Raw genomic sequence first — 23,561 nt, forward strand, 5'->3', positions numbered from 1 at the left:
CCGGATTGGCTCGATTACATGTGGGTGCCACGGGCATTGAGCGCGGTCATGATCGGGCAGGCGCCCTTTGCGTCGGTATCGCCACAAGCCTCAACCAGCCGCGCCAGCGTGGCTTCCAGATCGGCCATCCCGGCGAGCCGCTGCCGCACGTCTGAAAGCCGCTCCTGCGCCAGCGTCCGGGCGCCGGTACAGCTCGTGTCCGACTCCAGCCGAAGCAGATCCGCAATTTCCTTCAAGCTGAAGCCTAGCCGTTGCGCGCGCCGAATGAATCGCAGTCGAGCTAACTCGGCTTGACCATACCGCCGGATGCCCCAGAAATGTGATGGTGCTGTCGCTGCCAGCGCTGGCTGGTGCCCTCTGGGCAGTGCGCGGCCTGGTGCCCACCCAACTCAGGGCTGCCGGCTTCAATGCAGGTTTGATGGCCGGTGCGCTGGGTGCCATGGGTTACGCCCTGGTGTGCCCCGAGGTATCGGCCACGTTCGTGGCGGTCTGGTATTCGCTCGGCATCCTGCTCACGGGCTTGCTGGGTACCTTCCTGGGGCCTCGACTGCTCAGGTGGTGAGGCCGCTGTCGCGACGACCTGTTTTGGCGTGATGTAACCGGTTGGGGGTCGCGGACGATGAGAGAAGGTCATGCCCAGCACCTTGGCCACCGCCTGTCCAGCCTTGACCAGCCGCACAGCCTCCAGCTTGAACTCCAGGGTGTATTTTCCCCGGGGCTGTCCGTCTTTTCCGCTACCCATTTTCTTCTCTCCATTGCAGGATTTTTTCCATCGGCTATGGAGTACGTTTTTCGGAGGCAAGATCAGGGCTCGATGATCAATCGTTCCGTAGCCGCTGCGTGCGTTGCCGTACCGACAACCCACGCAGGTCCGGCGTAGGCTAAGGTTTAACCGGAGACTGGTCTGTGCAGCCGGCTCCTCTCACAGCAATGCAAAACGGAAAACCTGCATGAAAAAATCCATCACGCGTGCGCTTGCGCTGCTTGCGCTGCTGGCACCGATCGGCGCCTGGTCGCAGCTCTCGAGCAGCCCGATCCCCAATTTCACGGCGACCGCGCTAACTGGTGAAAAAGTCAGCGCCGCCCAGTTGATCGGCAAGCCGACGATCCTGATCGTCACGCCGAGCACGGATGCCGCAAAGGACACCCGCTTGTGGGCCGAAGCGCTGCGCAAGAACGTCGAACAGAGCGAGGTGCGCATCCGAGACGTCCTCGCGATCGACCTGCCGTTCTTCATGAGCGAGCAAGACGCGATCGGCAGGGCCAAAGAAAAAATCCCGGCGCGCTACCATGACCTGACCTGGATCTTGAGCGAGTCGAACCTCGAAAGTGCGTTGAACATCCCGCGCGACAGTGCCAAGGCATTCGTATTCGTGCTGGACAAGCAAGGCAAGGTCATCGCGCGCGTCGAGGGCGGGCCAAACGACGCCAAACTCAGCGAGGTGGAAAAGGCGGTCCGCTCGACCAAGTAGCGCGGCACCCGCAAACCACGCTGAATCATTGAGGATTCCCGATGTATGCGACCGAACTTCTGGCCACACTGCACGACGCGCTATTCGACTGGCTCGTGCACGGACTTGGCAGTTTCAGCGGCTGGCAGATCGTCGCGGTCACGATTTTCCTGCACCGCAACCAGACGCTTGCCGAACTGATGGCGATGCGCGAACGACTGCGGCGGCTGCGGACGCTCTCCAGCGCGACCGGCGCGTCCGGCGAACAACTTGTGGCTGACCTGCAGGCCTGGCTGAAAACGGCCGAGGCAAACGGTGGCGCGACGCTCCACGAGTTCGCGGCGATGCGACGCGCGGTCCGCGCGTAAGATGCCGTGAACGCCTGAAAGCAAGGCTGGGACCGATGCAGGAGGACGAACAGCGCGCTTCTGTTCGAGAATTTACACTGTAGGGATGGCCCGCTTAGCGCCAGCATGGGCGCTTCGGGCGAGGCTGGCTGATTGAAGCGAGGCATTCATGAAAACTTTGCTCCTGAAGTATTGGTATGGACTTCGATCCAGTTTCTGGTTCGTGCCAACGGTCATGGCGTGCTTGGCCGTGGTGCTGGCCGTCTGCGCCGTCGAGCTTGACAAGGCCATTGTCGCCACGGCCATCGCTGGAGACTGGGTGCAGCGCCTGGGCTGGATCTATTCCGGTGGCGCCGAAGGTGCCAGCCTGCTGCTAGGCACCGTGGCCGGGTCGATGATCGCCATCGCCGGGACCGTGTTCTCGATGACGCTGGTAGCGCTGTCGCTCGCCTCGTCCCAGCTGGGCCCCCGTCTGCTGCGTAACTTCATGCGCGACACCGCCAACCAGGTGGTGCTGGGCACCTTCGTGGCCACGTTCTTGTACTGTCTGCTCGTGCTGCGCGCCGTCCGGCGCGCCGACGAGGTGGCCTTCGTGCCTCATCTCTCCGTCAGTATCGGCGTGTTGCTGGCCATTATCAGTATCGGGGTGCTGATCTACTTCATCCACCATGTCTCGGTCTCGATCCAGGCCGATGAGGTCGTGACACGGGTCGGCAGGGAACTCGCGGACGGGATCGACAGGCTGTTTCCGGGCCACCTCGGCAAGCCTGGGTCCGAAGTCTCGAAAGCGCCGAGCGACGCGGGCCTGCCAGCGGCGTTTGCACGCGAGGCCCGTCCTGTGGGCGCTCTAGCAGACGGCTATCTCCAACAGATCGATACCGAGGCCCTGATGGCGCTGGCCAGCCAGGAAGATCTGCTGCTTCGGCTGGAGCGCCGGCCCGGGCACTACCTCGTCAAGGGCCGGGCAATGGTGATGGTCTGGCCCGGGGACCGCGTCACCGAAACGCTGGTCGACAAGCTGAACGCCGCCTTCGTGCTCGGCAACCAGCGCACCGCCACCCAGGATATCGAGTTCTCCTTCCAGCAGTTGGTCGAGATCGCCGTGCGAGCGCTGTCCCCGGGCATCAACGACCCTTTCACGGCGATCGCCTGCGTGGATCGACTGGGATCGGGCCTGTGCCGACTGGCGCGACGCGACATGCCGTCAGCTCTGAGATTCGACCAGCACGGGAGGCTGCGGCTTGTGGCGCCGGAGCCCTCGTTTGCAGGGATCGCGGACGCGGCCTTCAACCAGATCAGGCAAAGCGCCCGATCAAACCCTGCCGTTGCGATCCGCATGCTCGATGCCATCACCCAGGTCGCAGGCCAGGTGCAACGCGCGCCGGACGCGGCCTGCCTCCAGCGCCATAGCGGCATGATCATCAGAGCGGCGCGGGAAGCTGTGCCGGAACCGGACGATCTGCTTGACGTCGAGGCGGCCTTCATGGCGGCGACACAGGCGCTGCGCGAGCCTCACGGTTGACGTAACAAAGAGTCTCGCAATCAACCACTCACTTCGGGCCGGGCGCCTGCGCCGCTTTCGCCGTCAGCAGAATGGCGATACCGATCGCCGCGGCCAGCAACGAACCGATCAGGACAGCGAGTTGGGCCTCGCGCTCGAAATGCGTGCCGGCAAACGCCAGACCGCTGATGAACAGCGCCATGGTGAAACCAATACCGGCCAGGAAGGCGGTGCCGATGAGGTGCCGCCAGGTCGACCCTTCGGGCAGTTCGGCCAGCCCGGTCTTCACGGCCAGCCAGCTGGCCAGGCCAATGCCTACGGGTTTGCCGAGCACGAGCCCGACCATGATGCCCGGCGGCACGGCGGTCGGCAGCGTGCCGGGCACCGCAGCATCAATCGCGACCCCGGCATTGAACAAACCGAATGCCGGCAGGATGCCGTAGGAGACCCATGGCTGCACCACATGCTCGAAACGCTGCAGCGGTGCGGTGCCGGCATCAAGGCTGCCCCCTGATCGCGCCGACGATGGCGACACAATCGGGATCCATCGCGTCGGGCTCTTTGTCCAGGGCCTTGGCTTCGATGTCGTCGGCGCTGCGGCGAATGACCTGCGCCAGTGCGTCCAGGAAGACCTTCAGCGCTTCGGGGATGCGCGAGCCCAGGGCAGCCAGCGCACCGAGCGCAAAGGCGATATCGGCCGCCATCGGGATGCCCCAACCCTTGGCGCCGGCGCCATTGAAGTTGAACCCGGCATAGATCAGCGCCGGGACCACCATGCCGCCGACAGCGGCCGCGATCGGAAGCATCGCCTTGCGTCGTTCGGCCAACTCACCGACCAGAAACTCGCGCTTGATCTCGAGCCCGACCCCGAAGAAGAAGATCGCCATGAGGCCGTCGTTGATCCAATGGCGAAGGTCCAGGCGCAAGGTCTGGTCGCCGATTGAAATGCCCAGCGGAACACCCAGCATTTGCTCGTAGGGCCACGCCCACGGCGAGTTGGCCCAGGCGAGTGCCAGGATGGCGCAGCCCAGCAGTACCAGGCCTCCGGAGGGCTGTTGTTGTGCGAACAGCTGGAACGGCCGCACCACGCGATCCCCTGCGCGCTCGGCTTTTGTGCGACCCAGCAACTCTTCGTCACGCGCCAGACCGCCCGATTTCATGGTTCGCAGGTGACGGGCACCGTGCCCGTGCGCCGTTTTTTAAGCGTAGATGGCGGGAGGTTCGCGTGTAGGGGAATCATCAGCACAGTTTGTCGCACCATGCGGCTGCAAGGTGGGTTACGGAACGCTCGAGTGTGTGCGCTGTCCTACAGACGCGGTCACTCGAGCTGGGCAAACTGGATGATCGTTCAGGACTGCGCGCGACATGAAGACTACTCACACCCCCGACACACGTTCCCAGGCGAGCCTGGCGCTGGGGGCATTGCGGCATGGCTGAATCCAAAATCGCAGTCTATGGCGCCATTGCCGCCAACGTCGCGATCGCGGTGACGAAGTTCGTTGCGGCCGGCTTCAGCGGCAGCTCGGCAATGCTTTCCGAAGGTATCCACTCGGCCGTCGACGCCGGCAACGGCGGGCTGCTGCTCGTCGGCCTGCACATGGCCAAGAAGCCGGCGACGCCAGAACACCCTTTCGGCCGTGGCAAGGAGCTGTACTTCTGGAGCCTGATCGTGGCGGTGCTGGTCTTCGGCCTGGGCGGCGGGATGTCGATCTACGAAGGCGTGATGCACATGCGCCGACCCGAACCGCTCACCGACCCGACATGGAGCTATGTCGTGCTGGCCATGGCAGCGGTGTTCGAGGGTGCCAGCTTCCTGGTCGCCCTGCGCCAGTTCCGCCGCCAGTCGGCAGGACGGCCCTTCTGGTCCTCTCTGCACGGCAGCAAGGACCCCGCCGTCTATACCGTGCTGGCCGAGGACGGGGCCGCATTGGCCGGCCTGGTGGTGGCCGCTGCGGGCGTCTGGGCCAGCCACAGTCTGAACATGCCGGTGCTCGACGGCGCGGCTTCGGTCGTCATCGGCTGCATCCTGGCGGGCGTGGCGGTGTTGCTGATCCGCGAATCGCGTGGCCTGCTGGTTGGTGAGGGGGTGCGGCCCGACACCGCAGCTGCCATCCGCGACATCGCGCAGCAGCAGCCGCAGGTGCAAAAGGCGGGCCTGCCGCTGACGATGTATATCGGCGCCGACGACGTGCTGCTGGCGCTCGACGTCGTTTTCGCCGACGGCGTGGTTGCTGACGATGCAGCCGCCGCCGTCGAGCGCATCGAGCGCGCGATCCGCGAGCGCTTTCCGAAGATCACGCGTATCTACATCGAGTCGCGTAATCGCATCGACCTGTCGGCCGTCGCAGGAACAGGCGAGGTCGCCGCCACGCGGATCGAGTGACGGGCCTTTGCCCGCCTGCACTGACCGAAACCATCGCAGCGCCACCACAGACCCACCCATGCTCGAAATTGCCGCCACCTGCCTCGTCGTGACTGCGCTGCTTGCGTACCTGAACTATCGCTTCGTGCGCCTGCCAACGACCATCGGGGTGATGGTCATCGCGCTGGGTCTTTCGCTGGCGATCGTCGCGCTCGACGTCGTCGGTGTGTCGCACGCCCTGCGCACCTACGAGGAATCGCTGCTGCGTTCGATCGACTTCTCCGACGTGCTGATGCAGGGCATGCTGTCGCTGCTGCTGTTTGCCGGCGCGCTGCATGTGGACTTGAGCGAATTGAAGGCGCTGCGGTGGCCCGTGGCTTCGCTGGCGTTGATCGGCACCCTGGTGTCCACGCTGATCGTCGGCTACGGCATCTGGGCAGCGCTGCCCTGGGTGGGCCTGGAATTGCCGTTGATGTACTGCCTGCTGTTCGGGGCGTTGATTTCACCCACTGACCCGATCGCGGTGATGGGCATCGTGAAGTCGGCCGGCGCACCGAAGAATCTCGAAAACGTGATAGCTGGCGAGTCCTTGTTCAACGACGGTGTGGGCATCGTCATCTTTACGCTGCTACTCGGCATGCTGGTCAGCGGCAGCGAACCCACCGCCGGCTCGGCACTGGCGCTGCTGGCGCGCGAAGCGGGCGGCGGCATCGCCTTTGGCCTGGTGCTGGGCTACGTCACCTACCGCATGCTGAAGAGCGTCGACGAGTACCAGGTCGAGGTGCTGTTGACCCTGGCCGCCGTGACCGGCGGCTACGCGCTGGCCAGCCGCCTGCACATCTCCGGGCCGCTGGCGATGGTGGTCACCGGCCTGATCATCGGTAACCAGGGCCGCGCGCTGGCCATGAGCGACACCACGCGCCACTACCTCGACATGTTCTGGGAGTTGCTGGACGAGATTCTCAACGCGGTGCTGTTCGTGCTGATCGGCATGGAAGTGCTGCTCATCAGCTTTTCGGTGCCGGTGCTTGTCGCGGGTGCGGTGGCCATCGTCGTCACTTTGCTCGCGCGAGGCCTCGCCGTGGGCCTGCCAGTTGCAGCACTTGGCGTCCGCTTCGGCTTGCCGACGGGCGCCTGGCGCGTGCTGACCTGGGGCGGTTTGCGCGGCGGCATCTCGGTGGCACTGGCACTGTCGCTGCCGGTCGGCCCGCACCGCGACACCGTGCTCGCGCTGACCTACTGCGTGGTGGTGTTCTCGATCCTGGTGCAGGGCCTGACCATCGGTCGGGTGGTGCGCGCGTCGTGATGCGCCGTCTCGGGCCACTCGTCAGGGCGTGTACACCTTCGTCAGATGCCCCGAGAACAACATCCACATCGCGATTGCGCCGAGCACAACGAGCGTCAACGCCACGGCCATCTCGATCTTCGTGAACATCGCCTCACCCGGTGCGTGCTCCCTGCGCGCCCACATGAAAACCAGGTTGCCCAAGGCGAAGAAGACCGCACCGGCAATCATGTACTCGACCCCTGCCGCGTATACCAGCCACACGCCGTACACCGTTCCGAGAATGCTGCTGACCAGCGCAGCGGTTTTGCCGATCTTGGCGGTGGCAGGGTACTGACCCTGCGCCATCAGCTTCCACAGATAGACAGTGGCGCCGATGTAGGCCGGCAGGATCATCACGCCGGTGATCGAAATCATCACGTTCCAGGCGTTGTTAGAGAAGTACACCAAGAGCATCATCGCCTGCATAACAACGGTAGAAACCCACAATGAAACCGATGCCGCCCCGTTTTTGTTGGTGGTTGCAAAGACCTTCGGGTAGGCACCGTCCTTGGCGGCTGCCCAGGGCAGTTCGGCGGTGAGCATGGTCCACACCAGCCAGCACGCGAGTACCGAGATCAGCACCCCGCCGTTGACGAAATATTCGCCCCACTTGCCGACGATGGAACCGAGAATGGCTGCGGTTGAGGGCGGCGCGATGGCCCCCAGCTCCGCCTGCGTCATGACGCCGAAGGGCAGCACCGAGATCAACACGTAGAGCAGCACAGTCACGAAAAAACCCAGCAGCGTGGCCCGGCTCACCGTCTTGGCATCCGATTTTTCGGACATCACCACGGCACCCTCGATGCCGATGAAGACCCACAGCGTCACAAGCATCGTGCTCTTGACCTGCGCCAGCACGCTGCCCAAGGGCTTGGCACCGGCCGCATTCTCGGTCACCCGCCCCCAGAAGTCGGCCGTGAGCAAGCCTGCCTTTACGGAGACCGCGACCACGCCGACGAAGACCAGCAGCGGCACGAACTTGGCGACGGTGCCGATGACGTTGAGCGCCGACGCGCTCTTCACGCCGCGCAGCACCAGCCAGTTCATGAGCCAGAACACGCTCGATCCGATCACGATCGCCAACCCCGTGTTACCGCCCTCAAAATAGGGCGGAAAGAAGTAGTTGAGCGTTGCCATCAGCAGAATCGCAAACCCGACGTTGCCAAAGGCCGACGAGAGCCAGTAGCCCCACGCGATCTGGAAGCCGGCGTACTTGCCGAAACCCTGGCGCGAGTACATGTAAATGCCTGCGGTGAGCTCGGGCTTGATGTCAGCCAGTACCTGGAAGGTACGGGCCAGAAAGAAGATCCCCAGACCCGATACCAGCCAGGCAATGAGCACCGCCCCCAGCCCCGCGCTCTGCGCCATATTCTGCGGCAGGTTGAAGGCGCCGCCGCCCACCATCGCGCCGATGACCAGCAAAGTCATCGAGACAAGTCCGAGCTTGTGAGCAGCCGTCGAGCCGGCAGCGGGAGACGGGTTTCCCCCTTTGGGAGCGGCGTTTGGGGCATTCGTGGTGGCAGTCATGGATCAGTCCTCGGTAACGCACAGAATTCGATATTCGCCGTCGACGATCTCGACGCCGTGGATGTCGTGGGCAAAGCCCGGCATATCGGCATCGAAGGCCTCCAGCGCCAGCAGATAACCCAGCAAGGGACCGTCCGCTTCGCCGGCGTTCTCGCCCGGCATCAGCAGTGGAATACCCGGCGGGTAAGGCACCACGCCAGTGGCGACAGTGCGGCCGGGCATCTGCGTCAGCGGCACGGCCTCGACGCGGTTGTTGACGAGCCGCTCGTAGGCCTCAACCGGTGACAGCACCGGCACCGGCAGCACCCCGAAACCCGCCGACATGAACGCGGTGGTCTTGTGCTTTGCAAACGCCGCGAACATGGTGTCGGCGAGGTCGCGCAGCCCGAGGGCGCCGTATTGCACCGGGTGGGCCGCGGCCAGCTCAGGGATCGCCCGCTCGACCGGGGTGTTGGCGGCCATGTCGCGATGAAAGCCGAGCAGCGCATTGACGAGCGTGCCCCACTTGCCGCGCGTGATGCCCATTGAGAACAGGAACAGGCACGTGAAGTCGGTCGTCTTCTCGACGACGATGCCTTGCGCGCCGAGGTAGGCTGTCAGCAGCGGCGCAGGAATGCCGCCGGACTTCAGCTTGCCGCCCTGGCCCATTCCCGGGGTGACGATCGAGACCTTGATCGGGTCGAGCATGCAGTCGCCATCTTCGAGATCGGGGAAGCCGTGCCAGTCATCGCCCGGTCGCAGTGTCCAGGCCTTGGGGTAGCGCGCCAGCCGTTTCGCGTCGGCGAGGTGAAACGGTGTCTTGCGATGGCCCTTGCCTTCGTCCACGGTGTCCGGCTGCCAGACGCCGAAAAACCAGTCGCCCTGTGCATCGAACTCGGTCTTCAGTCGCGCCAATGTCTGTCGGAACGCAATCGCCTCTGTGATCGCCTCACCGGTCAATGCCTCACCCGACGGACCGTCCATCATCGCTGCGGCGATGTCGTTCGAGGCAATGATGGCATATTGCGGCGAGGTCGACGCATGCATCATGAACGCTTCGTTGCAGCGTGCATGTGCGATCGGTCGACGGCCGTCCCGGATGTGTATGTACGAGGCCTGCGACAGCGCTGCGAGCAGCTTGTGCGTCGACTGCGTGGCGAATACTGTCGGGCCATCAGGGCGCAGTGTTGCAGGATCGCCGCGCATCGCGAAGCGCCCGGCATACAGCGGATGGAAACGCGCGTAGCCATACCAAGCCTCGTCGAAATGTAGCCGATCCACCGACTCGCCGAGCTGCGCCTCAACGCGTTCGACGTCGTAGCACAGGCCGTCGTAGGTCGAATTGGTGATCACGGCATGCACGGCGTGCGGATCGATGGCCGGGGTCACCAGCGGGTTGGCCGCGATGCTCTTGCGCACGGCCGACGCGCTCAGGCGCCGGGACGGGATCGGCCCGATCAGGCCGAGGTGGTTGCGTGCGGGCATCAGGTAGGTCGGAATGGCGCCCGACAGCGTCATCGCATGCTCGACCGACTTGTGGCAGTTGCGATCGCACAAGGCAATCTGGTTGCGCGTCACGCTCGCCATCAGGATGATCCGGTTCGAGGTCGACGAACCATTGGTGACGAAATAGGTTCGGTCGGCGCCGAACACGCGCGCCGCGTTGCGCTCAGCCTCGCCGATTGGCCCGGAATGGTCCAGCAACGAACCCACCGCGGCGACCGAGATCGACAGATCCGAGCGGAACAGCTCCGCGCCGAAGAACTCCACGAAGGCGCGGCCGACCGGGTGCTTCATGAATGCGGTGCCACCCGCATGTCCGGGCGTGTGCCATGAATACTCGTACCGACCGGCGAACTGGGCGAGTGCCTTGAACATCGGCGGCAGCAGCGTGGCGCGATAGCGATCAATAGCGGCGTCGATGCGACCGCCGATGAAGTCCGCGGTGTCCTCGAACAGCCATACGTAGTCGTTCACCTCGGCCAGCACCTCGGCCGACATGTCGTGGACCGAACCACTGGCGGCCAGCAGGAAGATCGGCAGATGCAGCGCGCGCGAGCGCACGGCGGCGATCACCTTGCGCGCGCCACCATGGTCCTTCGCGCCGGCCAGATCCCAGTCGATCAACACCGCCTGGAGCAGGGAGTGCATCGCGATCTGCGCAGTTGCCTCGCCGACGGATGCGGCCTCGATGACATCGATGTCCCGATCGTGCAGCGCAGCGATCAGGACAGACGTTGCCCGTCCACTGGCGTTGGCGCCGTCGACGCCGTTGTGCACGACCAGGACGCGACGCCGATAGAGAATGCCCGGCACGCTCTTGCCTGGCGCTTCGGAGATCGGATTCATTTTGGTTCCTGCACAACGTAGGTGTGGAATACGACGCGGCCATCGACGTCGTCGGCATACACGCCCTGCACTTCGAATTCGAAACCGGGAAAGCGGTTGAAGGCCTCCTCGAAGACGAGGAAGTAATCAAACATCGGTTGCGCCCGGTCGTCGTACCGCTCCCCCGGAACGATGATGCCGATGCCGGGCGGATAGATCAGCGCCAGCGTCGCAGAGATGCGGCCCTTGCACTGCGACAACGGCAGATAGTCGACCTGGTTGGCGACCAACGCCTCCGACGCCGCCTGGACCGACAACGCCTGCTCGGGGAAATGGGCGTCGCGGAAGCACAGCCGCTGCAGCTTGGCGATGTCGTTTTCGCGATAAAAAGCGTGCATCTCGTCGCACAGGCGCGCCAGCGTGTAGCCGGCATAACGCACCGGATAACGCGCGATCGTCGACGGCAACACGTCCGCGAGCGGCGCATCTGCGTCGTACAGAGCCTTGAACGCGACCAGCCGCGAGATCAGCGATGCGCTCTTGCCGGCCTCGACCGCCGGTGTCAGCAGGAACAGGATGCTGTTGAGATCGCACTTCTCGGGCACGATGTTGTGCTCGCGCAGATAGGCCGCCAGCAGCGTGGCCGGGATGCCGTTCTCGCTGTAGGCGCCGGTCTCGCGGTCGAAGCCGGGTGTGAGCAGGGTCAGCTTGTTCGGGTCGGTCATGGCCCAGTCGGGTGCGGCATGGCGAAAGCCGTGCCAGCGAGCTCCGGGTGTCAGCGCCCAGCAGGCGCTCTCGCGGGCCAGCACATCGGTGGGAATGTCCTCCCAGGGCACGCCGGCCAGCGGTGGGCTGAACGCCGAGTCGTCGATGGTCACGACGTCGGGCACGAAGGGGTCGAAGAACCAGGCGCCGCGCGCGTCCTTCGCGTCAGCGATGAACTGCTTCTTCAGTGTGCGCAGCTTCTTGCGCACCTCGATGCCGATGCGGATCGCGTCGTCCCACAGCACCATGCCGTTGCGCCCCTTGTGCATCTGCGCGTCGACGTCCAGGCTGGCGAACAGCGGATAGAACGGCGATGTCGAGCAGTGCAGCATGTACATCTCGTTGAAGCGCCGGTGCTCGGTACGCCGCGCAAGCCCCTTGATGTGTTCGTCCCGCACATGGATCTGCGAGGCCTGCGAGAAGCCGGCGAGTTGCTTATGGGTCGACTGCGTGGCGACGATGCCCGGACTCGACGCATCGAGATTTTCCAGTCCCATCGCGAAGTGGCTCGCAAACAGCGGGTGGAACTTCATGAACCCAGCCCAGGCCTCGTCGAAGTGCACGTAGTCGCACAAATGGCCGATACGCCCGATCAGGCTGCCCGCGTTGTAGATCGTGCCGTCGTAGCTGCACTGCTCGACGATCGCCAGCCGGAATGGCCGCTCGCGTCGCCACGCGTTCTTGTCGGTAACCAGCGGGTGCGTGCGGATCTGTTCGCGCAGCCTCTTTTCATCGAGCGCGTCGAAGTCGATCGGGCCGATCAGCCCCTGCGGGTTGCGATCGGTCTCCAAATAGATAGGGATTGCCCCCGCCAGCTGCAGTGCCCCCTGGTGGTTGGACTTGTGGTTGTTGCGATCAAAGAGCACCAGATCGCCGCGCTTGAGCAGCGCCGCCGTCACCACCTTGTTCGACGTCGAGGTGCCGTTGAGTACAAAGTAGGTCCGGTCGGCGCCAAATACCTTGGCCGCCGCCTTTTGCGCCGCCAAGGCCGGACCGACATGGGTCAACAGGTCGCCGAGTTCGGGTACCGAGTTGTCAATGTCGTTGCGAAAGATCGCCTCGCCCAGGTGCTCGACGAACAGGCGGCCGGCGGGGCTGCGCCGGTAGAAGGCGCCACCCTGGTGCCCCGGGCAAGCCCACATCTGGTTGCCCTCGTAGTCGTAGTCCATCAACGTGCCGAAGAACGGCGGCTTCAGACTGTCCGCATAACGCTCCAGCGCGAAGATCGTCTCCTTGGCGGAAAACGTTGGCGTCTCATGGTCGAGGTAGATGTAGCCCGATACCTCGCCCAGGGGCAGCAGCGACAACGTCTCGATGCCGGTGATTTCGCTCAAGAGATAGATCGGCGTGTCCAGGCCACGCTTGTGGCGGATCGTGTGGACCAGCTCCTGGACTTTGGCCTCATCCGGGCCGTCGATCGCCAGCAGGAAGCAGCCGATGGCCATGTCGCTCTCTGCGGCAGCCCGAGCGCCGGCCAGGGTCGGGACGACGTCGCACCGGTAGACGTATCCGGCCAGTGCGTCGACCAGGCGCTGGACCAGACCGGCTTCCCGACTCATGGGTGCCTGGCTGTAGGCCGGGCTGTACAGCAGGAAGTGAAACAGTGCGTGGTAGGGGACGGACATGTCGAATGGTTTCGTGAGTTCAGCGGCAAGGAATACCCGCGGCAACATGGATCACACCGGGTGTGCACCGTGACGTGCCCCCATGGCAAGGGACTACGCGCATACCGCGGGCGAGTCTGACCGGCTGCATCGCATCGATCTGTGCGCTGACGCACTTAGGGCCCGGTCGGTCTCGCACCGTGCGTTCCTGCTGATCTTCGGCTTGGTGTCAAGGGGGCAATACATCATCCGGATAAGGCTTGTTTCCGCATTGCCCCTTGAACTGCGCAGGCTCCTGAGAGTCCGCGCGGCAGAAGGGCCGAGAGCAGTTGCTGTTAGTCCTTGACAAATGCCGGGAATGACAGCTCGACGCTATGCCCTCATGCGCCTGGTTCACCACTTGTTCCGCGACGGTCGTCAGACTGTTCATCAATGCCCGGACGCTTCTCTCCATCGGTAATCACCCCGGCCTTTTTGACGGTATGGCCGACGAGGCCACTTTGCATGCCCCGGGTGCCAAGGCCGATTGGCGAACCCTCTTCGACGGGCTGGTTCGACTCAATCTCGGCCAGATGGGTGTCTCCGGTCATCTTGGTATTGTCTTTGGGACTGGTCATGTAGTACTCCTGTGTTGAAAGAGACCAATTTACGCCGCATGCGGCGCGGCCGCTGTAGGAAAAGACCGATCATTTCTGGATGGCGCCTGACGGGTACTTTCGCATTCAGTGGACAGCGACCCGCCGATGTACAGGCCTGAAGTTTGCACACTCCGCATCACCTCTTGTTGTTGCCGCAGGGAACCAGGTCGGCGATGTCAGCCTTGCCATAGGGAAGGTTGTCGTGCGGTTTACCCGGGTTCCTACCGTAGCCGTAGCCATAAAACGGATAGGCGTACTAGCCGCGCATGCCGCGGACGTAGCCGACGTCAGGACTGACGATCACCGCCTGGAGCTGTCCTTCCTGCGTACGACACGATCAGATCGCGCACGCAGGCATAACGGACGCCTTCCTTGAGCTGCACGTGGTCACCGATCAGCTCAGATGAGCGCCATTGCTGCGGGCCCACGGCCCAGCAAGTTTCGGGAACGCCACCCACCGCCACGAGGTGATGGTCGACTACGCGCGAACCCTGCGCCGAGCAAAGCGACATCGGCGCCTAGCAGCGCCTCGGCCTTCGACTGCGCGCTGTCCGAGTTTGAGCGTAGAATTTCGCGTCCGGGTCGCAGCGGGGCAACGACCAAGGCCAAGCGGATCGACGATCTACGCAGATGTCGAGAGACAGCTCCATCGTCCTGCGTCAGGCGAAACCAGGGTGCCGACAGCAATGACCGCCCTGCCCCGACAGACTGGTCCCAAGCTTCGATTCCGTGATCTGCGCCCTGACCACCTTTGCTCTGCCGGCAGCCAGATGAACAGGCCCAGAGCGATCCTGGCGGTGCCAGTGGACGGGCGCAGCGATGGCGGCGAAAGAGCGGTCCGCACTGCCGACACTGGCGCCGCATGAGATGATCTCAGCAGAGGTGCCCGGGGAGTCGGATCCCAGGGGGAGCACTCATTTACTCAGCCTCCCGACGTCGAGGTCCCAAGGAGCAAGCAGATGTCAACACTCGCGACGACCAGGCAGTTTCTGAAAGAGCTGTATCGACAAACCGTTGACGACGACATCCTCAACGGTGCTGCGGTGCTGGGCTTTTACCTGATGCTGGCGATCTTTCCGGCGATGATCTTCGTGCTGGCGATTATTCCGTACCTGCCCATCGCGAACGTCGATCAGGCGATCATGGAACTACTGCGCCAGGCGCTGCCGGCGAGCGCCGCCGACATGTTTGCGGGGGTCGTTCAAGAGGTCACACGAGAACAACGTGGTGGCCTGCTCTCGTTCGGTCTTCTCGCTGCGCTGTGGGCCACCTCCACCGGTATGTACGCCATCATGCAGCAGCTCAACATCGCCTATGACGTCGATGAGGGGCGCGGCTTCCTGCGAGCTCGGCTCGTGGCGATCGCCCTGAGCCTGCTGTTCGTGGTTCTGGTGCTGGGCGGCTTCTCGCTCATCGTTCTGGGCGGCCAGATCCAGGAGTGGCTGGCCTCGCGTTTCGGCTTCGGCGACGCGCTGCTGGCGTTCTTCATCGTCTTTCGCTGGGTGATCATCCTGGCGGGGCTGCAACTCGCGTTCTCGGTCATCTACTACCTTGCACCGAACGTCGAGCAGAAATTCAAGTTCATCACGGCAGGCAGCGTCGCCGGAGTCGTCGTTCTTCTGGTCGCATCGCTGGCTTTTGCCTGGTACACCCAAAGCTTCGGTAACTACGACGCCACCTACGGCAGCGTCGGCGCCGTCATGGTGCTGATGATGTGGCTCTACATTGCAGGGCTGGCCATCCTGTTTGGCTCGGAGATCAACGCGCTCATTAAACGACACGACGCCGGCGGCAAGCAGAACGTCAGGAATGCGACCGGCCAACGCAAGCGAGACCCCGACACACGATGACACACATCGAAGCCTCACGGTGGTGGAACTCTATTCCGCGCAATCAAAGTCGTAAACAGCCCAACAGCATGGCGACCCCTTGCTCAGTGAACGCATAGGGGATGGCCCGGCGACCGCCGTGGGCGCTTGCAGTGGCAACTTGCGACCTTATGACCCCCGGCTTCTTGACCTTGGTTGCGGCGACGTTTGAACTTGAGATGCCAATTTGGCATTTCAAGTCTTCCCACTCTTCAGGGGTCAGTTGCAGCATGAAGTCAGCTGGGAACCGCTCGATGTTGCGTTTGACAGCCCGGTTCAACGCGCCGGTTTCCACGCCGTAAAGCATGGCCAGGTCGGCATCCAGCAATACCTTTTCGCCACGAACCAGAAAAACGAGCTGGGCCAGATTTTCTGGTTGGGGGACGATATTGGTCATGCGCTTGATTTTGCTGACATCGCAGGCGCTTGCAAGGCAGCCAGCTCGCGTAACGTCATGGGCAGGTGGGTTTTGACGGGTACAAAAATTTCGTGCTTGCCCAGGTCTGCAAAGAGCGAGCCCTCTGCGCTGAAGGCCGACGAGCCGGTAAGCACATCGAAGCGGAAATCGCGCCTTTGGTACTTGCCCTTGCCCAAGTAGCCCCACTCGGAGAAAGTGATGGGCTCACCGCCCTGGTCGCGCATGGTCAATGCGTCGCCGTGCTCTATGTTCTGTAGTAACACATGGGATGCGGCAAAGTACAAGTCATCCGTCTCTTCCAGGTTGAGGTACTCAGAAAACACCTCCAACATGTTGGCTCGGCACTCGGCGATGTTGTCGGCTAGCAGCTCAATGCCGTAGATACACATCAGCCCAAGTAGTGCGTAATGTCGCCGCTCGAAGTCGGATTTGCCATATTTGAGTTCAACGGCTGCGAGTTTCCGTCGCAGTATCTGAATCATGAAATTGCCACTGCCGCAGGCTGGCTCCAGGAAGCGGGAGTCAATCCGCTCGGTTTCGTCCTTCACCAGGTCAAGCATGGCTTCGACCATCCATGCAGGGGTGAATACCTCACCGTGGTCAGCGACGCGTTGTTTGGATTTGACGAGACTCATAGGTTGACTGCGGAATATCCGGTGTAGGAGGCGCCGCCTCGGGTCCGCAAGAACTGTTGGCCGGACGGCAATATTGGGATGATAGACCGCCGGCGCGCGAAGTGGTTGAGTCTGCTGCTCCACAGTCACGCCCTTGGCAAGATTGCCGGGCGTTGTGTGGTCACCTAACTTGCTTCGCAAGTGAGTGCCCACAAAACCCCGCAGTGGGTTCACGCGCACTCGTTACTGTCACTCGACAGTCACGCTCTTCGCCAAATTCCGGGGTTTGTCCACATCCGTCCCCTTCGCCAGCGCCGTGTGATACGCCAGCAACTGGAGCGGTACCACGTGCAGCAGGGGGCTGAGCGCGCCGTAGTGTTCCGGCATGCGGATGACGTGGATACCTTCGCTGCTGTCGATGCGGCTGTCGGCGTCGGCCAGCACATACAGCACGCCGCCGCGCGCGCGAACCTCGTGCATGTTGCTCTTGAGTTTTTCCAGCAAGGTGTCGTTGGGCGCCACGGTGACCACCGGCATGGCGCTGGTCACAAGCGCCAGCGGGCCGTGCTTGAGCTCACCGGCCGGGTAGGCCTCGGCGTGAATGTAGCTGATCTCCTTGAGCTTGAGGGCGCCTTCGAGCGCAATCGGGTAATGCAGGCCGCGGCCCAGGAAAAGCGCGTTTTCCATCTTCGCAAAGTCTTCCGCCCAGGCGATCACCTGGGGCTCCAGCGCCAGCACGGCCTGCAGGGCGGCGGGCAGGTGACGCATGGCGTTGAGGTGATTTTTTTCGTCCTCTTCGCTGAGACGGCCCTTGACTTGCGCCAGCGCCAGCGTCAGCAAAAACAGGGCTGCGAGCTGCGTGGTGAAGGCTTTGGTGGACGCCACGCCGATCTCCACGCCGGCGCGCGTGACGTAGGCCAGCTTGCATTCGCGCACCATGGCCGAGGTGGCCACGTTGCAGATGGTCAGGGTCTGCGTCATGCCCAGCGATTGCGCATGGCGCAGCGCCGCCAGCGTGTCGGCGGTTTCGCCGCTTTGCGTGATGGTCACCACCAGCGTTTTGGGGTTGGGCACCGAGCTGCGGTAACGGTACTCGCTGGCCACCTCGACCTGGGTCGGGATGCGGGCGATTGACTCCAGCCAGTACTTGGCGGCGCAGCCGCTGTAATAGCTGGTGCCGCAGGCCAGAATCAGCACCGAATCAATGTCCTTGAACACGCGGAAGGCGCCGTCGCCAAACAGCTCAGGCGTGATGCCTGCCACGCCTTCGAGCGTGTCGGCGATGGCGCGCGGCTGCTCGAAGATCTCTTTTTGCATGTAATGGCGATACGGCCCGAGTTCGGCCGCGCCGCTGTGGGCCAACACCGTCTTGACTTCACGCTCGACCCGCTTGTGCTCGCGGTTGATGATCCAGTATTTGCCAAGCTGGATGTCGACCAGGTCACCTTCCTCCAGGTAGAGGATCTGGTCGGTCACGCCGGCGAGTGCCATTGCGTCGCTGGCCAGAAAGGTTTCACTGCCGTCTTTGCCCACGCCCAGAATCAGCGGCGAGCCAGAGCGGGCGCCCACCACACGGTGCGGCTCGTCCTTGCAGAACGCGGCTATCGCGTAGGCACCACGCAGCTGCGCCGTGGCGGCCTGCAAGGCCTCGAACAAGTCGCCGTCGTAGAGGCTGTCCATCAGGTGCACGATCACCTCGGTGTCGGTCTGGCTGGCAAACACATACCCCTTGGCCTGCAGCGCAGCGCGCAGCTCGTCGTGGTTTTCGATGATGCCGTTGTGGACCAGCGCGACCCTGCCGGGCTTTTGCGAAGCGTCACCCGCGCCGTGGCTGAAATGCGGATGCGCGTTGTGCATAGCGGGCGCGCCGTGTGTGGCCCAGCGCGTGTGGGCAATGCCGGTGCCGCTTTCGATGTGGTCGGCGCTGACCTGCTCCATCAAATCAGACACGCGCGAGGTGCTGCGTGCGCGCTTGAGGCCGCCAGCATGAACGGCGACGCCGCAGGAGTCGTAACCGCGGTATTCCAGCCTTTGCAGGCCCTGGACCAGGATGGGAACAATATTTCTTGTCGAAACTGACGCAACGATGCCGCACATAAACAACTCCTGAAGACATTGAGATGGCCGAATGTTAGGTCTTTGGTGTTTTCATGAGTGCTCTATATTCGGATAAATTAGAAATTAAATTTCATAAATATATATTATTGAAACAATATTTCTATAAAGGCATGTTTATGAAAGAACTCACTGACTTCGGCATGGATGCTGTTGACATCAGACTGCTAGAACTTTTGCAGGACGATGCCTCGCAGAGCAACCAGGCGCTGGCGGCGCGCGTGCACATTTCGCCGCCCACCTGCCTGCGCCGTATCAAGCGCTTGCGTGATGCCGGCCTGATCGAGCGGGAAATCGCCATCCTCAACGCCGACAAGCTGGCCAGCGCGATGGGCCACGGACTCACGGCATTGATAGAGATCACGCTTGACCACCAAGGCACCGAGCAGCAGCAGGCCTTTGAAGCCCGGGCGGTGCTGGACGGCGCCGTGCAGCAGTGTTACCGCGTCTCGCCGGGGCCGGACTTTGTGCTGGTGGTCCAGGTACGCGACATGCCGGGCTACCTCGCGCTGGCGCAGCGGCTGTTTACGAGCGATGCGAATGTGCGCAACGTCAAGGCGTTCTTCAGCATCAAGCGCGCCAAGTTTGAGCCCAGGCTGCAGTTGCTGACGCCTGCGTAACTCACACCTACCCGCCCTGCTGCGCCTACACTTGCACCATGGACATCTACATGGTCGGCGGCGCGGTCCGCGATGCCTTGCTCGGCTTGCCGGTGCAGGACCACGACTGGGTGGTGGTTGGCGCCACCCCTGAAGAACTCTCGGCCCAGGGCTACCTGCCGGTCGGCAAGGACTTCCCGGTGTTCCTGCACCCCGAAACGCGTGAGGAATACGCTCTGGCCCGCACCGAGCGCAAAACCGCACGCGGTTACCGCGGCTTTGAGATTCACGCCGCGCCCGATGTGACGCTGGAAGAAGACCTGGCGCGACGCGACCTTACTATCAATTCAATAGCTGTTCGCGCCCGTCCCGAAAGGGCTAACGGCCCATTTGATATAAATAAAGAAACGCTGATCGATCCCCATGGCGGTCAGGACGACCTGTCCGCCAGGGTGCTGCGCCACGTGACCAGCGCGTTTCGTGAAGACCCGGTGCGCATCCTGCGTGTAGCGCGGTTTGCCGCGCGGTTTGCGGACTTCACGGTAGCGCCCGAAACCATGGCGCTGATGCGCGACATGGTCAGCGAAGGCGAAGCCGATGCGCTGGTCGCCGAACGCGTCTGGCAGGAGCTGGCGCGCGGCCTGATGGAGGGCACGCCGTCGCGCATGTTCGAGGTGCTGCGCGAGTGCGGCGCACTGAAAAAACTGCTGGCCGAGGTCGACAAGCTCTGGGGCGTTCCACAACGCGTCGAGTACCACCCGGAGGTGGACACCGGCATCCACCTGATGATGGTGCTGGACATGTCGGCGCGCCTGCAGGCCAGCCTGCCGGTGCGTTTTGCCTGCCTGTGCCACGACCTGGGCAAAGGCACAACACCAGCCGACGTGTTGCCCCGACACATCGGCCACGAAGAGCGCAGTGCGCGCCTGCTCAAAGGGGTGTGCGAACGGCTGCGCGTGCCCACCGACTGCCGGGAACTGGCCGAGGTGGTAGCGCGTGAACACGGCAACATCCACCGCAGTGGCGAGTTCGGTGCGCCTGCACTGGTGCGGCTGCTCGAGCGCTGCGACGCGTTTCGCAAGCCCCAGCGTTTTGCCGCCGCCCTGCTGGCCTGCGAATGTGATGCGCGGGGCCGCCTGGGCCTGCAGGACAGCCTCTACCCGCAGCGCCACAGGCTGACCCAGGCGCTGCAGGCCGCACAGGCCGTCGCTACCGAGCCGGTGGCCCAGGCAGCGCAGGCCGCCGGCTTGTCGGGCCTGAAAATCGGCGAAGTGATTTACACCGCGCGGGTAGCCGCCGTGCAGGCCTGGCTAGTCACCGGCCCAGCCTGAGAGGGGCCAGAGACGGCGCCGGCCTACACGCGTCTGGCAAGGATTCTGCTAAGGTAACTTTCAATGCACATGTCTTACGAAATGCTTCCCCGTATCGCGCCGGAAACAGCGCTTTTTCTGGACTTTGACGGTACGCTGGTCGAGCTGGCCTCGCAGCCTGAAGCTGTCACCATCCCACCCACGCTCACCAGTACCCTGGCAGCCCTGTACGGGCAGCTGGGCGGCGCAGTCGCGCTGGTGTCGGGGCGCCGCATGCTGGACCTTGACGGCTTTCTTGCGCCCCTGCAATTGCCGATGGCAGTCGAACACGGCGCCCAGCGCCGCAACGCCTACGGCCAGATGATCAGCGCCCCGGCCACAGACCTGCGCCATGTGCTGAAGGCTGCCGAAGAACTCGCGGCACAGCACCCCGGCCTGAAGTTCGAGCACAAAAACCTGGCGTTCAGCCTGCACTACCGACAAGCGCCTGAACTGCAAGCGCTGTGTCTGCAGGTGATGAGCGAGGCGGCGGCCAAAAGCAGTGGCCTGCAACTGATGCAGGGCAAGTGCGTGATTGACCTCAAGCCCGCGGGTGTGAGCAAAGGCACGGCGATAGCCGCCTTCATGGCCGAGGCGCCGTTTGCCGGACGTGTTCCGGTTTTTGCCGGCGATGACGTCACCGACGAAGACGGCTTTGACCAGGTCCAGCGCATGGGCGGGTACGCGGTCAAGGTCGGGCCGGGACCCAGTGTGGCCAGCCACCGCTGCCCCGGTGTGTCGGAACTGGCGGCCTGGCTGCAGTCGGCGCTGGCCCAGCCCCGGGTTTCGCACCCCGAAAGTTTGCCCTCATGAGCGCTGCACCGGCCGCTTCGGCCCCCTCCGCCCCACCCACCACGTTCGCGGCACCGGCGCCACCTTCGCTCTCGCTCGGCGTCATCGGCAACTGCGCTTTCAGCGCACTGGTTGATGCGCGCGCGCGCATCGTCTGGTGCTGCCTGCCCCGCTTCGATGCCGACCCGGTGTTCACCGCCCTGCTCGACCCCAGCGATCAAGGCAGCGCTTTTGCCATCGAGATCGAAAATTTTTCGCACAGCAAACAATGGTATGAACACAACACCGCCGTGCTGCGCACCCAGCTTTTCGACACCAGCGGCCAAGCCATAGAGATCACCGACTTCGCGCCGCGCTTTTACCGGCACTCGCGTTTTTTCAGGCCCATGACGCTGGTGCGCCGCGTCAAACCCTTGCACGGCGCCCCGCGCATCCGGGTGTCGCTGGACATCCGCTACGACTGGGGCCGCACCCGGCCGGTCGTGACCCAGGGCAGCAACCACCTGCGTTTTGTCGGCGATGCGCTGACGCTGCGGCTCAACACCGATGCGCCCCTCTCGCACCTGCTGTCCAGGCAGCCTTTTGTGCTGACACGCGAGCATAATTTTCTGCTGGGCGCCGATGAGTCGCTGACCGACGGCATTGCCGACACGGCGCGCCTGTTCGAGGAAGAAACCCTCACCTACTGGCGCAAATGGAGCCAGCGCCTGCACCTGCCGCTGGAGTGGCAGGACGCCGTGATCCGCGCGGCCATCACGCTCAAGCTCTCGCTGTTCGAGGACACCGGCGCCATCGTCGCGGCCATGACCACCAGCATTCCCGAGGCGCCCAACAGCGGGCGCACCTGGGACTACCGCTTTTGCTGGCTGCGCGACGCGTTTTTTGTGGTGCGCGCACTCAACAGTCTGTCCGAAGTCGGCACCATGGAAGACTACCTGCGCTGGCTCAGCAACGTGGTGGTGCAGTCCGGCGGCGGCCATATCCAGCCGCTGTACGGCATCGGGCTCGAACGGGAGCTTCCGGAGGCGATGTACGAGCACCTGGCCGGCTACCGGGGCATGGGGCCGGTGCGGGTGGGCAACCAGGCGCAAGAGCATTTCCAGCACGACGTGTATGGCAATGTGGTGCTGGGCGCGGCCCAGGCTTTCCACGACCAGCGCCTGCTACACCGCGCGGGGACGGCCGAGTTTTTGCGGCTCGAAGCGGTCGGCGAACAGGCGGTGCGCAACTACGACCAGCCTGACGCCGGCATGTGGGAGCTGCGCACGCGCGCACGCGTACACACCTCGTCGGCCTTGATGTGTTGGGCCGCCTGCGACCGCCTCGGCAAGATCGCCGTGAGCCTGAAGCAACCGGACCGGGCCACCTACTGGCACGATCACGCCAATGTCATGCGCGAGCGCATCCTGCGGGAATCCTGGAGCGAGGAACGCCAGGCCTTTGCCGAAAGTTTCGGCGGGCGCGACCTGGATGCCAGCGTGCTGCTGATGATCGAGGTTGGTTTTATCGACCCAAAGGATCCGCGCTTCGTCGCCACGGTAGACGCGCTGGAAAAATACCTGTGCGACGGCCCCTACATGCGGCGCTACGAAGCGCCGGATGATTTCGGCAAACCCGAAACCGCCTTCAACATCTGCACCTTCTGGCGCATCGACGCGCTCGCGCGCATAGGCCGCAAGGAACAGGCGCGCGAGATTTTCGAAACCATGCTGGCCGCCCGCAACCACCTGGGACTGCTGTCGGAAGACACCCACCCTGTGACCGGCGAGATGTGGGGTAACTTCCCGCAGACGTACTCGATGGTGGGCATCATCAATGCTGCGGTTCGGCTCTCCGCACCATGGGATAGCAAGGTATGAAGGGCAAGTTCACCCCCGTCGGCGGCTCACTGCGTGTAGCCCCTTCCCCCCTTGAGTTATGGGCAAACCCCCGTCGGAGGCTCACTGCGTGTAGCCCCTTCCCCCCTTGCTGGGGGCG

21 protein-coding genes are annotated in these 23,561 nt (G+C 63.5%); 11 read left to right on the plus strand and 10 right to left on the minus strand.

Going from position 1 to position 23,561, the window contains the following annotated elements; all coding sequences use genetic code 11:
* Positions 1 to 14: 14 nt before the first annotated feature.
* A complete protein-coding gene (locus ACESMT_RS13050; RefSeq protein WP_372827065.1) occupies positions 15 to 365 on the minus strand; it encodes a MerR family DNA-binding protein in 351 nt (116 codons plus the stop codon).
* Here ACESMT_RS13050 and ACESMT_RS13055 point away from each other — a divergent pair.
* The 4 genes from ACESMT_RS13055 (at position 269) to ACESMT_RS13070 (ending at position 3,320) form a co-directional block, all read left to right on the plus strand.
* On the plus strand, positions 269 to 562 hold the full coding sequence (locus tag ACESMT_RS13055) for an NrsF family protein (protein ID WP_372827066.1): 294 nt from the start codon (positions 269 to 271) through the stop codon (positions 560 to 562). The genes ACESMT_RS13050 and ACESMT_RS13055 overlap by 97 nt on opposite strands.
* 388 nt (positions 563 to 950) lie before the next feature.
* Positions 951 to 1,472, plus strand: a complete 522-nt coding sequence (locus tag ACESMT_RS13060) for a peroxiredoxin family protein (protein WP_372827028.1) — start codon at positions 951 to 953, stop codon at positions 1,470 to 1,472.
* A 41-nt stretch (positions 1,473 to 1,513) separates the two neighbouring features.
* On the plus strand, positions 1,514 to 1,819 hold the full coding sequence (locus ACESMT_RS13065) for a hypothetical protein (protein ID WP_372827029.1): 306 nt from the start codon (positions 1,514 to 1,516) through the stop codon (positions 1,817 to 1,819).
* Between the two features lie 148 nt (positions 1,820 to 1,967).
* Positions 1,968 to 3,320, plus strand: coding sequence for a DUF2254 domain-containing protein (locus ACESMT_RS13070; RefSeq protein WP_372827030.1), 1,353 nt, complete (start codon positions 1,968 to 1,970; stop codon positions 3,318 to 3,320).
* Between the two features lie 28 nt (positions 3,321 to 3,348).
* Here ACESMT_RS13070 and ACESMT_RS13075 read toward each other — a convergent pair whose 3' ends face one another.
* Both ACESMT_RS13075 and ACESMT_RS13080 read right to left on the minus strand, forming a co-directional pair.
* Complete coding sequence (locus ACESMT_RS13075) at positions 3,349 to 3,834, minus strand: Na+/H+ antiporter NhaA (RefSeq protein WP_372827031.1); 486 nt, start codon at positions 3,832 to 3,834, stop codon at positions 3,349 to 3,351.
* Complete coding sequence (locus ACESMT_RS13080) at positions 3,797 to 4,459, minus strand: Na+/H+ antiporter NhaA (protein WP_372827032.1); 663 nt, start codon at positions 4,457 to 4,459, stop codon at positions 3,797 to 3,799. The genes ACESMT_RS13075 and ACESMT_RS13080 overlap by 38 nt, the downstream gene beginning before the upstream one ends.
* Positions 4,460 to 4,728: 269 nt before the next feature.
* On the opposite strand from ACESMT_RS13080, the gene ACESMT_RS13085 reads away from it, so the two are divergent.
* Entirely contained in the window at positions 4,729 to 5,682 is a 954-nt protein-coding gene (locus ACESMT_RS13085) for a cation diffusion facilitator family transporter (protein ID WP_372827033.1), read from the plus strand.
* A 58-nt stretch (positions 5,683 to 5,740) separates the two neighbouring features.
* On the plus strand, positions 5,741 to 6,967 hold the full coding sequence (locus tag ACESMT_RS13090) for a cation:proton antiporter (RefSeq protein ID WP_372827034.1): 1,227 nt from the start codon (positions 5,741 to 5,743) through the stop codon (positions 6,965 to 6,967).
* A gap of 21 nt (positions 6,968 to 6,988) precedes the next feature.
* Here the strand turns inward: ACESMT_RS13090 and ACESMT_RS13095 are convergent, their stop codons facing one another.
* The 4 genes from ACESMT_RS13095 to ACESMT_RS13110 form a co-directional block, all read right to left on the minus strand.
* Positions 6,989 to 8,515, minus strand: coding sequence for a basic amino acid/polyamine antiporter (locus tag ACESMT_RS13095; protein WP_372827035.1), 1,527 nt, complete (start codon positions 8,513 to 8,515; stop codon positions 6,989 to 6,991).
* Positions 8,516 to 8,518: 3 nt separating this feature from the next.
* On the minus strand, positions 8,519 to 10,843 hold the full coding sequence (locus ACESMT_RS13100; protein ID WP_372827036.1) for an Orn/Lys/Arg decarboxylase N-terminal domain-containing protein: 2,325 nt from the start codon (positions 10,841 to 10,843) through the stop codon (positions 8,519 to 8,521).
* Positions 10,840 to 13,212, minus strand: coding sequence for an Orn/Lys/Arg decarboxylase N-terminal domain-containing protein (locus ACESMT_RS13105; RefSeq protein ID WP_372827037.1), 2,373 nt, complete (start codon positions 13,210 to 13,212; stop codon positions 10,840 to 10,842). The genes ACESMT_RS13100 and ACESMT_RS13105 overlap by 4 nt, the downstream gene beginning before the upstream one ends.
* Positions 13,213 to 13,571: 359 nt before the next feature.
* Positions 13,572 to 13,808: a hypothetical protein gene (locus ACESMT_RS13110; protein WP_372827038.1), complete on the minus strand. Its 237-nt coding sequence runs from the start codon at positions 13,806 to 13,808 to the stop codon at positions 13,572 to 13,574.
* A gap of 980 nt (positions 13,809 to 14,788) precedes the next feature.
* On the opposite strand from ACESMT_RS13110, the gene ACESMT_RS13115 reads away from it, so the two are divergent.
* A complete protein-coding gene (locus tag ACESMT_RS13115; RefSeq protein WP_372827039.1) occupies positions 14,789 to 15,679 on the plus strand; it encodes a YihY/virulence factor BrkB family protein in 891 nt (296 codons plus the stop codon).
* A 43-nt stretch (positions 15,680 to 15,722) separates the two neighbouring features.
* Here ACESMT_RS13115 and ACESMT_RS13120 read toward each other — a convergent pair whose 3' ends face one another.
* From ACESMT_RS13120 to glmS, 3 genes are all read right to left on the minus strand, one after another.
* Positions 15,723 to 16,094: an ORF6N domain-containing protein gene (locus ACESMT_RS13120; RefSeq protein WP_372827040.1), complete on the minus strand. Its 372-nt coding sequence runs from the start codon at positions 16,092 to 16,094 to the stop codon at positions 15,723 to 15,725.
* Positions 16,091 to 16,750, minus strand: a complete 660-nt coding sequence (locus ACESMT_RS13125) for an N-6 DNA methylase (protein ID WP_372827041.1) — start codon at positions 16,748 to 16,750, stop codon at positions 16,091 to 16,093. Before ACESMT_RS13125 ends, ACESMT_RS13120 begins: the two co-directional genes overlap by 4 nt.
* 228 nt (positions 16,751 to 16,978) lie before the next feature.
* A complete protein-coding gene (glmS, locus tag ACESMT_RS13130) occupies positions 16,979 to 18,826 on the minus strand; it encodes a glutamine--fructose-6-phosphate transaminase (isomerizing) (RefSeq protein ID WP_372827042.1) in 1,848 nt (615 codons plus the stop codon).
* A gap of 137 nt (positions 18,827 to 18,963) precedes the next feature.
* Here glmS and ACESMT_RS13135 point away from each other — a divergent pair, with 137 nt between their 5' ends.
* From ACESMT_RS13135 to ACESMT_RS13150, 4 genes are all read left to right on the plus strand, one after another.
* Entirely contained in the window at positions 18,964 to 19,464 is a 501-nt protein-coding gene (locus ACESMT_RS13135; protein ID WP_372827043.1) for an Lrp/AsnC family transcriptional regulator, read from the plus strand.
* A 38-nt stretch (positions 19,465 to 19,502) separates the two neighbouring features.
* Positions 19,503 to 20,774, plus strand: coding sequence for a multifunctional CCA addition/repair protein (locus ACESMT_RS13140; protein ID WP_372827044.1), 1,272 nt, complete (start codon positions 19,503 to 19,505; stop codon positions 20,772 to 20,774).
* Between the two features lie 63 nt (positions 20,775 to 20,837).
* Positions 20,838 to 21,605: a trehalose-phosphatase gene (gene otsB, locus ACESMT_RS13145; protein WP_372827045.1), complete on the plus strand. Its 768-nt coding sequence runs from the start codon at positions 20,838 to 20,840 to the stop codon at positions 21,603 to 21,605.
* Positions 21,602 to 23,443, plus strand: coding sequence for a glycoside hydrolase family 15 protein (locus ACESMT_RS13150; protein ID WP_372827046.1), 1,842 nt, complete (start codon positions 21,602 to 21,604; stop codon positions 23,441 to 23,443). Before otsB ends, ACESMT_RS13150 begins: the two co-directional genes overlap by 4 nt.
* Positions 23,444 to 23,561 lie beyond the last annotated feature (118 nt).

It is taken from the genome of Polaromonas sp. (assembly GCF_041689105.1).
Taxonomy (GTDB): Bacteria; Pseudomonadota; Gammaproteobacteria; order Burkholderiales; family Burkholderiaceae_C; genus Polaromonas.

Coding starts and splice junctions, on each gene's coding strand:
- ACESMT_RS13060 (WP_372827028.1), top strand. CDS start 951: ATGAAAAAATCCATCACGCGTGCGCTTGCGCTGCTTGCGCTGCTGGCA.
- ACESMT_RS13065 (WP_372827029.1), top strand. CDS start 1,514: ATGTATGCGACCGAACTTCTGGCCACACTGCACGACGCGCTATTCGAC.
- ACESMT_RS13070 (WP_372827030.1), top strand. CDS start 1,968: ATGAAAACTTTGCTCCTGAAGTATTGGTATGGACTTCGATCCAGTTTC.
- ACESMT_RS13080 (WP_372827032.1), bottom strand. CDS start 4,459: ATGAAATCGGGCGGTCTGGCGCGTGACGAAGAGTTGCTGGGTCGCACA.
- ACESMT_RS13085 (WP_372827033.1), top strand. CDS start 4,729: ATGGCTGAATCCAAAATCGCAGTCTATGGCGCCATTGCCGCCAACGTC.
- ACESMT_RS13090 (WP_372827034.1), top strand. CDS start 5,741: ATGCTCGAAATTGCCGCCACCTGCCTCGTCGTGACTGCGCTGCTTGCG.
- ACESMT_RS13095 (WP_372827035.1), bottom strand. CDS start 8,515: ATGACTGCCACCACGAATGCCCCAAACGCCGCTCCCAAAGGGGGAAAC.
- ACESMT_RS13100 (WP_372827036.1), bottom strand. CDS start 10,843: ATGAATCCGATCTCCGAAGCGCCAGGCAAGAGCGTGCCGGGCATTCTC.
- ACESMT_RS13105 (WP_372827037.1), bottom strand. CDS start 13,212: ATGTCCGTCCCCTACCACGCACTGTTTCACTTCCTGCTGTACAGCCCG.
- ACESMT_RS13110 (WP_372827038.1), bottom strand. CDS start 13,808: ATGACCAGTCCCAAAGACAATACCAAGATGACCGGAGACACCCATCTG.
- ACESMT_RS13115 (WP_372827039.1), top strand. CDS start 14,789: ATGTCAACACTCGCGACGACCAGGCAGTTTCTGAAAGAGCTGTATCGA.
- ACESMT_RS13120 (WP_372827040.1), bottom strand. CDS start 16,094: ATGACCAATATCGTCCCCCAACCAGAAAATCTGGCCCAGCTCGTTTTT.
- ACESMT_RS13125 (WP_372827041.1), bottom strand. CDS start 16,750: ATGAGTCTCGTCAAATCCAAACAACGCGTCGCTGACCACGGTGAGGTA.
- glmS (WP_372827042.1), bottom strand. CDS start 18,826: ATGTGCGGCATCGTTGCGTCAGTTTCGACAAGAAATATTGTTCCCATC.
- ACESMT_RS13135 (WP_372827043.1), top strand. CDS start 18,964: ATGAAAGAACTCACTGACTTCGGCATGGATGCTGTTGACATCAGACTG.
- ACESMT_RS13140 (WP_372827044.1), top strand. CDS start 19,503: ATGGACATCTACATGGTCGGCGGCGCGGTCCGCGATGCCTTGCTCGGC.
- otsB (WP_372827045.1), top strand. CDS start 20,838: ATGCACATGTCTTACGAAATGCTTCCCCGTATCGCGCCGGAAACAGCG.
- ACESMT_RS13150 (WP_372827046.1), top strand. CDS start 21,602: ATGAGCGCTGCACCGGCCGCTTCGGCCCCCTCCGCCCCACCCACCACG.